Here is a 12,880-nt window from a genome sequence, read left to right on the forward strand (position 1 = left end):
CAAACACAAAAAATCCCGCCGCAGCGGGTTGAGCCAAGGCCCGTACAGAACCTTACTCACGAAAATCAAAATTGGCGAGGCGCGCACATGGTAAATGGCGCAGCCACATGGTTAACGACACACGCCTTTGGTTAACAGCACATGCCATTATGATTGAGGGCAGACATCTGCCCCCAACAAAGAGTTACAATTCGAATGGGTCGCCGATCAGGCGCCGACTGCCATCCGTTGTTCTGCGCCACCACCGAGTTGATCGTCCTGCGGATCGCGCAGCACATAGCCCCGGCCCCAGACCGTTTCGATGTAGTTTTCACCGCCTGTTGCAGTGCTGAGTTTCTTTCTCAGCTTGCAGATGAAAACGTCGATGATTTTCAGTTCGGGCTCGTCCATCCCGCCATAAAGATGGTTCAGGAACATTTCCTTGGTCAGGGTGGTCCCTTTCCGCAGGCTGAGCAATTCCAGCATCTGGTATTCTTTGCCGGTCAGGTGAACGGCCTTGCCGTCAACCTCAACGGTTTTTGCATCCAGGTTAACCGAGATCTTGCCGGTCTTGATGATCGACTGGGAGTGACCTTTGGAGCGGCGAATGATCGCGTGGATCCGTGCCACCAGTTCCTCACGGTGGAACGGCTTGGTCAGGTAATCATCAGCGCCGAAACCGAAGCCTTTGATTTTATTGTCTGTATCATCAGCACCAGACAGGATGAGAATGGGCGTCTCAATACGTGCCATGCGCAATTGGCGCAGCACTTCGTGCCCGTTCATGTCCGGCAGTCCCAGATCCAAAAGGATCAGATCGTAATCGTAAAGCTTCGCCAGATCGATGCCTTCCTCGCCCAGATCCGTCGTATAGACGTTCAGGTTGGCATGGGTCAGCATCAACTCAATGCTTTTTGCAGTTGTAGGATCATCCTCAACAAGAAGAATGCGCATGTTCGTTTTCTCCGCCTGTATCCTGTTTCCCTCAGGTCGCTGTTAACCTTGCTGGAAAATAGTTAATGCCCCGTTACCATGATCGTTAAAACTCAACATCAAATCAACCGTTCGGTGTTGTTTTAGCACAAAATGGCACTGGGTAGGTGGAGCAAAAGGTTAGTATTAAGCACTAGGGTCAGGATGCATTGATTTTCCTGTAGAGGTCTGATTCACGGCTCCCAAAACGGAGCGGTGATATGAGCGATCTTTACTGGCTGAGCGATGCGCAGATGGCGAAGTTGGAGCCTTTCTTTCCCAAATCCCACGGCAAGCCGCGTGTTGACGATAGGCGCGTGTTGAGTGGCATTATATTCATCAATCGCAATGGGTTACGGTGGCGGGATGCCCCAGCGGCCTATGGACCTCACAAGACCCTTTACAGCCGTTGGAAGCGGTGGAGCGAGAAAGGCATCTTTGCTCGGATGCTCCTGGAACTGGCTGATCAGGGCAGCAAGACCGACACGCTGATGATCGACGCAACCCATCTCAAGACGCACCGCACGGCCTCCAGCCTAGGGCTGAAAAAGGGGGGCGTGGCCGCCTGATCGGACGCACGAAGGGCGGGATGAACTCGAAACTGCATGCCGTCACCGACGCGGCAGGCCGCCCGCTGCGGATGTTTCTGACGGCGGGCCAGCGGAGCGATTACATCGGCGCGCGGGCGCTTCTGGATGCTCTGCCGCCCGCCAAACATCTGCTGGCAGATCGTGGCTATGATGCCGATTGGTATCGTGAAGCCCTTGAAGACAAAGGGATAACTCCCTGCATCCCATCGCGAAAGAACCGCAAGGTCCCGATCCCCCACGATGAGGCCCGCTACCGCAAACGCCACAAGATCGAGAACAGCTTCGCGCGGCTCAAGGATTGGCGAAGGGTCGCGACCCGCTACGACAGATGCCCGAAGGTCTTCCTGTCCGCATGTGCCTTGGCCGCTGTGGTCATGTTCTGGTTATGAATCCTGACCCTAAGGCTTACGAAATTTCTTCAATTGGGTGGTTTTCAACGCTTCTTCGCCGTGATCGGCAACCGCAGCAACCCAGCTGCGGAATTCTTCTTCACTGAGACCATAAAGACGCAGTGCCTCCCCTTGTGGCAGCAATCCATAAAGAACGCCCCTCACCACCGACGCCTTGCGCGAGGCAACCCAGCGTTTTGTCGTTTTGGGCGGAAGGTCTGCACGGGTCATAACGGAGCCGTCCGGCAAGGTCACAGCCCGTGGTCCATCTACTTTTTTCAAGAACATTGCTTTATCCTTGTGAGGATCTGCGTAATTAGCTTCGTGAGCAGGTTTCCCCCATTGTCCTTAATGGCGCGTGAACCACACACTTGAGAGTCGTTAGGATTTTCCTATATTCTGCAACGCCTTTCCCTTGAACTAAGGAGTCGCCCTATGGCGCTGGATACCGATGGCCCGCTGAATTCGCTTGGCTTTGCCAAACCGCCCTCGGAAACGCGGGTGGTTGTTGCCATGTCCGGCGGCGTCGACAGCTCTGTTGTTGCTGCATATTTGGCCGATCAGGGCTATGATGTGGTGGGCGTCACGCTGCAGCTTTACGACCACGGCGCGGCCCTGGCCAAGAAGGGCGCCTGCTGCGCTGGGATCGACATCCACGATGCGCGGCGAGTCGCCGAAGAGCGCGGATTCCCGCACTATGTTCTCGACTATGAGAACATTTTTAAGGATGCGGTTATCGATGAGTTTGCCGACAGCTATCTGGCCGGGGCGACGCCAGTGCCCTGCATCCGCTGCAATGAACGGGTCAAATTCAAGGATCTTCTGGAGACCGCAAAGGATCTGGAGGCCGATTGCATGGCGACGGGTCACTATATCCAGCGCAAGATGGGCCCCAACGGCCCCGAGCTGCATTCGGCCGAGGATGCTAACCGGGATCAGAGCTATTTCCTTTTTTCAACAACGCCGGAACAGCTGGACTATCTCCGCTTTCCGCTAGGACACCTACCCTCCAAGGATGCCACCCGCGAGATGGCCTCCCGCTATGGGCTGGCGGTGGCCGACAAGCCCGACAGTCAGGACATCTGTTTCGTACCCGATGGAAACTATGCCAGCGTGATCGAGAAGCTGCGCCCCGGCGCGGCTGATCCCGGAGAGATCGTTCATGCGGATGGGCGCGTTCTGGGCCAGCACACCGGGGTGATTCACTACACCATCGGCCAGCGCCGCGGCCTTGGCATCGGTGGCCTCAGCGAGCCGCTCTATGTGGTGCGGCTTGATGTGGACAAGAAACAGGTGGTCGTCGGCCCCAAGGAATTGCTGGCCACCCGAATCGTGCCTGTGCGGGAAATCAACTGGCTGGGCGACGAACCCTTTACCAGTCGGAAGGAATGGCATGTCGCGGTGAAGGTCCGCTCGACCCGCCCCCCGCGTGAGGCGATTATCCGTCCGCTGTCCGAAACCACGGCCGAGGTTGAGCTGTTGACGCCCGAAGAAGGCGTATCGCCCGGACAGGCCTGCGTTTTCTATGACACCGAAAGTAGCCGCATCTTTGGCGGCGGCTGGATCTGGCGCGGCTACTAAAGGCGCGCCAGAACCGCGCGGGCGGCGCGCAGGCCCGGAGCCTCCCCGCCCTCGCCCAGACGCTCCATGGTGAGCCCCATGGCGTCCTGCTGCGCCTCAGGGTTGGCACGGACATCTGCCAGCGCCCCGGCGATCCGCGACGGGGTGCAATCTGGCCCAAGGCATTCCGGCACGACGCGGGTCTCGCTCACCAGATTGACGAGTGTGACCGTATCGATCAGGGCCATGCGCTTCATGATCTGCCAGGTCAGCCATTGGAAGCGATAGGCGATCACCATGGGCGTGCGTGCGGCGGCTAGCTCCAGCGACACGGTGCCCGAAGCCGCCAGCGCCAGATCCGCCGCGGCAAAGGCCGCTCGTTTGCGCGCCTCGGCAACAGCCGGGTCAAGACCGGTCGGGTCGAGCAACACAGTGCCCTGTGGCCAATCTTTGGCGTGCTGGCGCACCAACTCAGCCACCGGACCGGCGGTCGGTACCACGATTCGGTATTGGGGGTAGGCCGCTGCGAAATCCCGCAGCGCGGCCCCGAACACGGGCGCCAAGCGCCCCACCTCTGACCGCCGTGACCCCGGTAAGGCCAAAAGGATCGGCGCATCGCCAAGGTCACAGGTCTGGCGCAACGCGGCGATCTCTTCTGCTGTCGCCTTTGGCTCTGCTACTACGGGATGGCCGACAAAATCGCAGTCCATCCCGGCGGCTTCCATATAAGGCGGCTCGAACGGCAGCAGCGCCAGCACGTGATCGATGCAGGTGGCCATCTTCTGCGCCCGGCCCGGCCGCCAGGCCCAGACGGACGGTGCCACGTAATGCACGGTACGGATGTCGCTGCCCTGTTTCACCAGCCGCGCCACGCGCAGCGAGAAATCCGGGCTGTCGATGGTGATCAACACATCAGGGCGCATGGCGATCACAGCATCGGCGGTTTCACGGATACGGCGTTTCAGATGGCGGTATTTCGGCAGAACCTCGGCCAGGCCCATGACGGACAGCTCGTCCATCGGAAACCGGGACTGCAGCCCCTGCTCAGCCATCAGGGTACCGCCAATCCCTTCAAATGAAACATCGGGCGCTAGCGTTTTCAGCCCTTCCATCAGGGCCGCGCCCAGCCGATCCCCCGAAGGCTCCCCGGCCAGGATAAAGACCCGGAGGCTCATGCCGCGTCGCGCAGCCACAGGAACAGGCCCAGACGGTCACAGGTGGCAATTACCGCCTCCTGCTCCAGCACGATCACGCCTCCGGCCTCCAGCACGATACCGGACAGACCGGCTGCTGCGGCCTTTTCCACCGTCGCAGGGCCAATGGTGGGCAGATCGGCGCGCCGGTCCTGTCCTGTCTTCGGCGCCTTGACCATCACTCCGCCCTGCCCGTCCGGACGGCGGATCAAGGTCTCCAGCATCCAGTCGGTGCCAAAGACCGTTTCCACCGCAACCGCTTGCCGCGACCGCACCGCGCAGGACTGGCCAATGTCCGCCGCGCTCATCGCGGCAACGATTTCTGTTCCCCTGGCTGCGTCTGCCTTGTCGAGTTCACCTGGCTGAATACGGGTCGGCACCCCTGGCTGCATCAATAGATCCGGCGCCACATCATGCGCAGCTCGTACAGCAAAACCTGCTGACTCAAAAAGCTCCATGATCGCCCGCAATGCGCCGTCATCCCCGGCGCCAAGCGCAGCCTGCAACACCGGCACCATCGGCAGGGTTTCGGCATCAATGGCCGCAGGATCAATGGCCGGGCGCGACACGGACCCCGCCAGGCAAATCTCCGTTACGCCTGCGGACGTCAGCCGGGCGAGGAAACTGCCCAACTGTTCCAGCCGAAAGGTGATTTCCGGATCAAGCGCATCCGGCTCTGACCCCGCCATGGCGCAGACCAGCGGTCGTTCGGACAGGCGATTGCAGATTTCAAGCGGCAGCGCACCGCGCCCCGCGATCAGAGCGATCATGCGATCATCCCCCTGGTGTCAAAAACGACCGGTCGCTTGCACCGGTGATAAAGGCGATGATTTCCTGCACATAAGCGCTGTCGGTTTCCTCACCAAGCCGCCGGGCGCGTTCCTGAAAGGTGCCCTCCCCCTGTGCCAGCATCTGGAAGGCGGCGCGCAGGGCGGTAATATCTGCCCGCGACACACCGCGGCGTTTCAGGCCGACAAGGTTAAGCCCGTCCAGCTCTCCGCGCGGGGCCTGTACCAGCCCGTAGGGGATCACATCATTTGTGACCATGGTCACCGCGCCGATGATAGCGCCACGCCCAATACGCACCCATTGGTGGATACCGGAAAGACCACCGATGATCACATCATCCTCGATCACGCAATGACCTGCGACGGCGGCAGAATTGACCACGATCACCCGATCCCCAATCTGCGCGTCATGGGCAATGTGGCAACCGGCCATAAACAAGCCGTCATCGCCGATCCGGGTCACCCCGCCGCCGCCTTCGGTACCGGCATTGATGGTCACATGTTCACGGATCCGGTTGCGCGCACCGATCACGGTCCGGCTTTTCTCTCCCTTGAACTTCAGATCCTGCGGAATCTCACCGATCACTGCGAAGGAGAACACCGTCGTCTCTGCGCCGATCTCGGTTTCGCCGGTGACCACCACGTGGGATTTCAGAACCACCCCTTCGCCAAGGGTGACGTCAGCGCCGACCATGCAGAACGGACCGATTTCACAGCCCTCACCAATGGTGGCGCCCGGTTCGATCACCGCCGACGGATGGATCTGGCTCATCGCGATCAATCCTTCTGAATGTCGACCATGGCCGAGAATTCAGCCTCGGCAGCGGTTTCGCCATCGACCGAGGCAACGCCCTTGAACTTGAAGATCTTGCCACCTTTCTTCCCGCGCAGGGTTTCGACATGCATGTCCAGGACGTCGCCCGGGATCACCTTGCGGCGGAATTTGCACTTGTCGATATTCATGAAGTAGATCAGCAGGTCGGTATCGACCATATCCATGCCGACACCCAGCATGACGCCTGCTGTTTGCGCCATCGCCTCGACGATGGTCACGCCCGGCATGATCGGCGTGCCGGGGAAGTGGCCCTGAAAATGCGGTTCGTTCATGGTGACGTTCTTGATCCCATGCGCCGAAGTGTAACCGTCGATTTCGATCACTTTGTCGACCAGCAGGAACGGGTAACGATGCGGCAGAATGCGCTGGATCAGGTGAATATCGGCACTTTTCAGATCGGCGGTCATGGCGGGTATCCCGTTTTTTTATATGTCCTGCGTCACTACCAAGCGGGAACGGTCTGGGCAAGCGCACCGCGCCGATGTCAGGCACCGGTCAGACCTGTTTCACTGGTCAGACGACTGGCTTTCAAGGTCTGCCCCGTCTCCCAGAACGGCATCGATGCGCGTGATCGCAAGATCCGTCACATCCGCGGCCTCAGAGCTGAGGAAAACCGAAGAGTTATCCAGAATGGCACCGGCGCCGCTGTCACGCATGATCCCCTGAAGGATAGGCAAAGAGGCTACAAAGAACTCCCGGCGGGCTGTTTCGCCCATTTGAGTGATCTCGCGCAGTTTCTGATCCTGCGTGCGCCGGGTCTCCTGCACCTTTTTGTCAAAGGCATCCGCAAGCGTGCGAAACGCCTCGGGCTCCATAGAGGGCCGCCGCTGAGTCAGGTCCTGCTCTTCGGCGCGCAGCTCTGCTTCGATACGGCGGTTCTCGGCGGTGAGCACTGCGCCTTCGGCTTCCAGCTCACGCGTGACGCGCTGGCCAAAGGCGCTTTCGGAGAAGAGACGGTCAGGCTGGATCGTCAGAATGCCACTTTGCGGCGCGCCAATCTGCATTTCCTGGCCGAGAGACAGATTGAAAGGCGCGGGTGTTCCAATAGCCGTTGACTGGGCCGAAGCTGTTCCAGCGGTCAAAGGCAGGCACAGCGCCAGGCCCATAACAAGCCCCCGGCGCGCCAGATAAAGGGGCGCCGACCAGCCGGTCGGCGCCCTCTTTGTTATACACGTCGGCCCTGCCTGCATCACCGGGTCAGAACCGGGCCTGCAAGGTCAGATCGAAACTTTGTTCCTTGTCAAAGTCTTCTTTCTTGACCGCATTGGAAAAGTTGAACCGCAACGGGCCAAAGGCCGTGGTCCAGAGGACCGAAAACCCGACCACGTGCCGGAAAGAGCCGTTACGGCCGACGACGAAACCACCGCTGGCAGGTGTGTCCACGTCCTGCAGGCCCCAAAGGTTGCCGACATCGTAGAAAAGACCACCGCGCAGCCCCAGTTCCTCAGGCAGACCCAGCGGGAATTCGGCATCAAAACGTGCAACGGCATAGACGTTGCCGCCGAGGAAATCGTCGTAACTTCCGCCATCAGCCCGCGGCGCAGTATCCCGAGGCCCGATCCCGCCGGGTTCGAACCCTCGCATAACGCTGGGGGTCAGAACAAAACGGTCAATCGAGCGGCTGTAATCGTCGCCCATCCAGTGCAGAGAGCCGGTTTCCAAAGTCGCCCGAAGCGTGACTTCCTCGTTGAGGATCTTGCGCTGTGCGACCAGCTTGGCCGTGGTTCTGAGGTATTCGCTATCCCCGCCAAGGCCGGCATAATCAGCGCCCACCTGCATGGTGAAACCGATATTGGGGTCGAGACCGGTCAGACGGCTGTCATAGGAATATGTGAACCCAAGGGAGCTGGACGTTTTGCTGCCTTGATTGATCTCACTTCTTATCACAGGGCCCGCCACAGGGTAGGTCCCTCCGACAAAGCTCACGTCATCGCGGCGGATCATCTCACTGTCGGCCCAAGTATAGCGCACTTCCAGAGTGGTATCTTCGGTCACATTGAAGGTCAGCGCCGGACGGAAGAACGCGCGAGAGGTGTCGTACTCCGCATAGCTAGAATCGGTTTCGGACACACCAAGGTCCAAATCGAATTTCAGATCGCGTCCCAGCAGATGCGGCTCGGTAAAGCCCAGAACGTACTCTTCCGATTCCTGAGCAGTCGCGATCGAGAAAGACAGGCGTTGACCGCGGCCCAGGAAGTTGTTTTCGGTCAGACCAACGTTAACCCCAAAGCCGTCGTTGACAGAGTATGCGCCGCCAAGGCTCAACGAACCGGTCGGTTGCTCTTCGACGTTCACGTCTACGATCACCTGGCTTTCGGAGCTGCCTTCCCGGACGTCCACGTCTGATTTGGCAAAGAAGCCAAGCGCACGAATCCGTTCTGCGGCATCCCGGATTTCACGCGGATTGAAGGGGTCGCCTTCGACCGAGCGGAACTTCTGGCGGATCACCCGGTCCAGCGTTGTCGTGTTGCCTTCGATATCGATGCGTTCGACGAAGACACGCGGCCCGCGCACCATTGCGAATTCAACATCCAGCGTCAGATCGCGGTCGTTGCGGGTCACCCGCGGCTCAACGCGCAGGAAATCAATCCCCTGACGCGTTGCCAGCGTTTCCAGCATCTCGATGGAACGCTCAACAATCAGCGGCGAATAGGTCACGCCCGGTTTGACTTTCAACGCAGAGCGGTAGAGGTCAGCATCGGCCTCAGCGATTTCGCTGGTCACCGAGATATTGCCGAACTCGAACTGCTGACCTTCGGTAACATCGACGACCAGATATACGGCGTCACGCTCCCGAGTCACTTCGGCGTTGGTGCTGTTGACCCGAAAATCCACATAGCCACGCGACAGGTAGAAATCGCGCAACACCTGCCGGTCAAACTGCAGGCGGTCCTCGATCAGCGTGTCCTTGTTGATGAAGGTCCGCAAGAGACCAGCCTGCTTGGTTTCCAGAACCCGGCGCAGACGCCGATCCGAATAGACCTTGTTGCCGACAAACGAAACGCGCTCGACTTCGATGGTGTCGCCTTCGGCAATCTCGAACACCAGATCGACACGATTGTCGCTACGGCGGATGATGCGCGGCGTCACCCGCGAGGCCAAACGTCCCTGCGCCCCATAGGCGGCAGCAATGGTCTCGGCGTCCCGTTCCGCCTGCGCGGCGCGGAACACGCGGCGTGGCGCGGATTCGATCAGCTCGGCCAGCTTGTCATCCTTGATCCGCCGGTTACCTTCGAAATTGATCTGGTTGATCGTCGGGAACTCTGTGACCTTGATGATCAGAGAGTTGCCGCTTGGCACCAGCTCAACGGTTTCAAAAACACCGCTGTCAAGAATACGCTGATACGCGTCATTCAACTGGCCAGCGCTGACCGGTTTTCCCCGTTCCAGCGCCGCATAGGACACGATCGTATCCGATTGGATGCGCTGATTGCCCTCCACCCGGACCGAATTGAACTGGTAGCTTTGCGCCGATGCGAAACTGGGCGTCAGGACAAATCCCAAGGCAACAGCCAATACGGCGCTCGATACGCTTCTATACAGTATATTGGTGCGTTTTGTGCGCACACCGCAGGATGTACCCACGACCTTCCCCCGAACCATCAGTCATAATCCGATTTTTTAAGCAGCTTTTAACTGTGCGTACCGGGTTTACTGACCGTTGTCAAAACTAAGAAATCACTCCGGGGCACGAAGATGCGCACAGACTGAGCACGGGTGACCGACGCGTTGCGCGGTGCAAACGCCGCATCCCCATGGTTTCAAAGGGATCCGAACCAGGCACCTGCAGTCAGAGCGAGAAAAATCGTCACGACCGACAGTGCGCGATCCCAATTAAGGCGCATCAAAAGACCCAGGCCATTGTCCGTTCTCATCAGAGCGTGCATGGTGACTTCCTTTCCCCAGTCGATGCTGCGCGCAAGGCTGCGCTGCGGGCGTAGCAGATTGAGAAAGGGTTAATGCCGGAATATGGCGACAGTTGGGCACCCGCCCCCTTCCCGGAGGCGGGCGCCACAACAAGTGCTTTAAATTTTAACAGAAAAGATCGTTGCCGAGTGCAAAGACCATCAACGACAGAATCATCGCAATGCCAAGGGTCATCAGGATCCGCATGACTCCATCACTGGGCGGACGCCCTGTGACCGCCTCATAGGCGTAGAACACCAGATGCCCCCCATCCAGCGCTGGCACCGGGAAGAGGTTCAGGAGGCCAACAGCCGTCGACAGAACCGCGATGAAGCGGATGAAGCTGACCGCGCCCTGGCTTGCCATTGCGCTGGAGGTTTCTGCGATCCCGATGGGCCCTGACAGGTTACAGGTGCTGATGGCGCCGGTAATCATATGCGTCAGGCCCGAAATCGACATGTCGATCACTGACCAAACCTGCGACGCCCCTGCTACCAGGGATTCGCCGACGCCGCCCACTTCGGTTGCGGGCTCAAAGGCCTGACCGCCGACCACACCAATCCGCCAACGGGTCGCGAAACTTCCGTCGGGCTGCGGCTCATCCGTGCGACGTGGTGCCAGCGCAAGCTCCAACTCCTGCCCTTGCCGCCAGACATCCAACAGCAGTACGCGGCCATCGGCCTGTTCGACGGTCTGCTTAAGCTGATCGAAGGCAAAAATCGGTTCTCCATCGACGCCGGTGATGACATCTCCGGCCTGAAGCCCGGCATCCGATGCAGCGCTGCGCGGCGCAACGGCCCGCACATGCGGCGGCGATAGGAACGGGCCCTGAACCGAGACCAGCTGACCATCCCGGCGCACCTGATACTCCATCGGCTGCACCATCGGCAGTTGGTCGCGGAATTCCCCCCAGGACATGGCTCCGGCCTCGTCCGGGATGGCAACGCCCTCGATTGCGACCAATTCGTCACCTTCGCGCAGCTGGTTTTCGATGCCGGGTAGCGGCACCAAGGTGCCGATAGCCAGCGGATCCCGCAGGGTTCCCTGCGTCATCGCCAGAACCGAGAAAATGATCACTGACATCACAAAATTGAACACCGGTCCGGCAGCAACCGTAGCGCTACGCGCCCAAAGCGGGGCACCATGCATGGTCTGGCGTAGGCGCGTCGGATCATTGGCCGCCGCCTCCATCGCGGCGCTGTCCTTGCCCGAAGCCGCATCTGCATCGCCAAGGAATTTCACATATCCCCCAAAGGGCAACAGCGCGATCTGCCAGCGGGTGCCACGCTTGTCGACGCGGCTGAACAACACCGGGCCAAAGCCCAGCGAAAAAACCTCCGCATGGATTCCGGACCATCGGCCAACGATATAGTGGCCGTATTCATGCACCGCGACGATCACCGAAAGCGCGACAACAAAACTGCCGATAGTGTAGAGAAAGCCGCCAAACTGCGGGAGTAGGGTCACGATATCCAAGTTCTTACCTTATCTGCGTTCCGCTGCGGCGCGCTCTGCCTCTTGTCGGGCGAGATGGTCAATCTCAGTGACGTTATCAAGGGTCATTGCGGAATCAATAAGGCCGCTTTGTGCCTCCATCCGCTCCAGAACCGCCGCAGTCACCTCGGCCATTTCGGTGAACCCGATCTGTCCCGCGATGAACAGATCCAGCGCCTTTTCCTTGGCTGCATTGAAGACGGCGCCCATCAGACCGCCGCGCTGCATCACATCATAGGCTTGCCGCAGCGCGGGGTACCGCGCGGTATCCGGAGCCGTGAAATTCAGCTGACCGATTTCCGCCAGATCAAGCCGCGCAACCGGCAGATCCTTTCGCTCGGGCCAATGCAGCGCGTATCCGATGGCATGGCGCATATCTGGTGCGCCCAGATGCGCCATCAACGCACCATCGCGAAAGCCAACCAGCGCATGCACCATCGATTCGGGATGCACCAGAACCTCGATCTGTTCCGGCGCGACACCAAAGAACTCTTTTGTTTCAATGACCTCTAACGCCTTATTGAACATTGATGCGCTGTCGATGGTGATGCGCTGCCCCATGTCCCAGTTTGGATGAGAGGACGCCTCTGCCAAGGTTGCCTTTTGCAGATCTTCCAGCGGCCAGTCGCGGAACGCGCCACCGGATGCGGTGATGATGATCCGCTCAACCGCGGAAATCTCTTCACCGACCAGCCCCTGAAACACCGCCGAATGCTCGCTATCCACCGGCAAGAGCCGGGCGCCATGTCGCAGCGCGGTCTGCATCAGAAGGCCACCGGCACAGACCAGCGATTCTTTATTGGCCAGCGCCAGCGTGGTGCCCTGCTCCAGCGCCTTGAGACCCGGCGCCAGACCGGCAGCCCCAACGATGGCCGACATGATCCAATCCGCCGGACGGGTTGCCGCCTCGATCAGGGCAGCCTCTCCCGCTGCGGCCTCCACGCCACTGCCCTCCAGCGCGGCGCGCAGATCCGGCAGGCGCTCCTCATAGGCCGTTACCGCAATATCAGCCTTGAGCGCGATGGCATCCGCCGCAAGCCGGGCAATATTGGCACCGCCCGTCAGTGCCACTACGTCATAGGTGCGCAGATCGCGCCGGATCAGGTCAATGGTGTTCTGCCCAATCGAGCCGGTGGCGCCGAAGATAGAGATTTTACGCATGGTCATGCCCTAC

12 protein-coding genes are annotated in these 12,880 nt (G+C 59.7%); 2 read left to right on the plus strand and 10 right to left on the minus strand.

Features of this window, described 5'->3' with window-relative positions; genetic code table 11:
* Positions 1 to 207 precede the first annotated feature (207 nt).
* Entirely contained in the window at positions 208 to 933 is a 726-nt protein-coding gene (gene ctrA, locus AC5SSZ_RS07735; RefSeq protein WP_065273438.1) for a response regulator transcription factor CtrA, read from the minus strand.
* Between the two features lie 239 nt (positions 934 to 1,172).
* On the opposite strand from ctrA, the gene AC5SSZ_RS07740 reads away from it, so the two are divergent.
* Positions 1,173 to 1,930 (plus strand): IS5 family transposase gene (locus AC5SSZ_RS07740; RefSeq protein ID WP_495436877.1). Its coding sequence is split into 2 segments (ribosomal slippage): positions 1,173 to 1,491 and positions 1,491 to 1,930, totalling 759 coding nucleotides; the frame shifts between segments, so codons are not numbered across the junction.
* Between the two features lie 9 nt (positions 1,931 to 1,939).
* Here AC5SSZ_RS07740 and sciP read toward each other — a convergent pair.
* Positions 1,940 to 2,218 carry a CtrA inhibitor SciP gene (gene sciP, locus AC5SSZ_RS07745; protein WP_065273437.1) on the minus strand — a complete coding sequence of 93 codons (279 nt, stop codon included), beginning with the start codon at positions 2,216 to 2,218 and terminating at the stop codon, positions 1,940 to 1,942.
* Between the two features lie 147 nt (positions 2,219 to 2,365).
* Between sciP and mnmA the strand changes: the two genes are divergently transcribed.
* On the plus strand, positions 2,366 to 3,511 hold the full coding sequence (gene mnmA / locus AC5SSZ_RS07750; protein ID WP_495437777.1) for a tRNA 2-thiouridine(34) synthase MnmA: 1,146 nt from the start codon (positions 2,366 to 2,368) through the stop codon (positions 3,509 to 3,511).
* Here mnmA and lpxB read toward each other — a convergent pair.
* The 8 genes from lpxB to dxr all read right to left on the minus strand — a co-directional run bounded on the left by lpxB (position 3,508) and on the right by dxr (position 12,867).
* Positions 3,508 to 4,665 (minus strand): lipid-A-disaccharide synthase, encoded by a 1,158-nt coding sequence (gene lpxB / locus AC5SSZ_RS07755; RefSeq protein WP_495437778.1) that lies wholly within the window; start codon positions 4,663 to 4,665, stop codon positions 3,508 to 3,510. The genes mnmA and lpxB overlap by 4 nt on opposite strands.
* Entirely contained in the window at positions 4,662 to 5,453 is a 792-nt protein-coding gene (locus tag AC5SSZ_RS07760) for an LpxI family protein (protein WP_495437779.1), read from the minus strand. The genes lpxB and AC5SSZ_RS07760 overlap by 4 nt, the downstream gene beginning before the upstream one ends.
* Before the next feature lie 4 nt (positions 5,454 to 5,457).
* Complete coding sequence (gene lpxA, locus AC5SSZ_RS07765; protein WP_274832145.1) at positions 5,458 to 6,243, minus strand: acyl-ACP--UDP-N-acetylglucosamine O-acyltransferase; 786 nt, start codon at positions 6,241 to 6,243, stop codon at positions 5,458 to 5,460.
* Between the two features lie 5 nt (positions 6,244 to 6,248).
* Positions 6,249 to 6,713, minus strand: a complete 465-nt coding sequence (fabZ, locus tag AC5SSZ_RS07770; protein WP_065273432.1) for a 3-hydroxyacyl-ACP dehydratase FabZ — start codon at positions 6,711 to 6,713, stop codon at positions 6,249 to 6,251.
* A gap of 99 nt (positions 6,714 to 6,812) precedes the next feature.
* On the minus strand, positions 6,813 to 7,412 hold the full coding sequence (locus AC5SSZ_RS07775; RefSeq protein WP_495437780.1) for an OmpH/Skp family outer membrane protein: 600 nt from the start codon (positions 7,410 to 7,412) through the stop codon (positions 6,813 to 6,815).
* 91 nt (positions 7,413 to 7,503) lie between these two features.
* Positions 7,504 to 9,909, minus strand: coding sequence for an outer membrane protein assembly factor BamA (bamA, locus tag AC5SSZ_RS07780; protein ID WP_065273430.1), 2,406 nt, complete (start codon positions 9,907 to 9,909; stop codon positions 7,504 to 7,506).
* A gap of 429 nt (positions 9,910 to 10,338) precedes the next feature.
* Positions 10,339 to 11,688 carry an RIP metalloprotease RseP gene (gene rseP, locus AC5SSZ_RS07785; protein WP_274828004.1) on the minus strand — a complete coding sequence of 450 codons (1,350 nt, stop codon included), beginning with the start codon at positions 11,686 to 11,688 and terminating at the stop codon, positions 10,339 to 10,341.
* A 9-nt stretch (positions 11,689 to 11,697) separates the two neighbouring features.
* On the minus strand, positions 11,698 to 12,867 hold the full coding sequence (dxr, locus tag AC5SSZ_RS07790) for a 1-deoxy-D-xylulose-5-phosphate reductoisomerase (RefSeq protein ID WP_495437781.1): 1,170 nt from the start codon (positions 12,865 to 12,867) through the stop codon (positions 11,698 to 11,700).
* Positions 12,868 to 12,880: the final 13 nt, after the last annotated feature.

The sequence above is a fragment of the Phaeobacter sp. CC-HEC084 genome (assembly GCF_059429255.1).

What these genes read in the sequence shown, in the direction of transcription:
- sciP (WP_065273437.1), bottom strand. Translation starts at nt 2,218, where the DNA reads ATGTTCTTGAAAAAAGTAGATGGACCACGGGCTGTGACCTTGCCGGAC.
- fabZ (WP_065273432.1), bottom strand. Translation starts at nt 6,713, where the DNA reads ATGACCGCCGATCTGAAAAGTGCCGATATTCACCTGATCCAGCGCATT.
- AC5SSZ_RS07760 (WP_495437779.1), bottom strand. Translation starts at nt 5,453, where the DNA reads ATGATCGCTCTGATCGCGGGGCGCGGTGCGCTGCCGCTTGAAATCTGC.
- lpxB (WP_495437778.1), bottom strand. Translation starts at nt 4,665, where the DNA reads ATGAGCCTCCGGGTCTTTATCCTGGCCGGGGAGCCTTCGGGGGATCGG.
- ctrA (WP_065273438.1), bottom strand. Translation starts at nt 933, where the DNA reads ATGCGCATTCTTCTTGTTGAGGATGATCCTACAACTGCAAAAAGCATT.
- dxr (WP_495437781.1), bottom strand. Translation starts at nt 12,867, where the DNA reads ATGCGTAAAATCTCTATCTTCGGCGCCACCGGCTCGATTGGGCAGAAC.
- lpxA (WP_274832145.1), bottom strand. Translation starts at nt 6,243, where the DNA reads ATGAGCCAGATCCATCCGTCGGCGGTGATCGAACCGGGCGCCACCATT.
- bamA (WP_065273430.1), bottom strand. Translation starts at nt 9,909, where the DNA reads ATGGTTCGGGGGAAGGTCGTGGGTACATCCTGCGGTGTGCGCACAAAA.
- AC5SSZ_RS07775 (WP_495437780.1), bottom strand. Translation starts at nt 7,412, where the DNA reads ATGGGCCTGGCGCTGTGCCTGCCTTTGACCGCTGGAACAGCTTCGGCC.
- mnmA (WP_495437777.1), top strand. Translation starts at nt 2,366, where the DNA reads ATGGCGCTGGATACCGATGGCCCGCTGAATTCGCTTGGCTTTGCCAAA.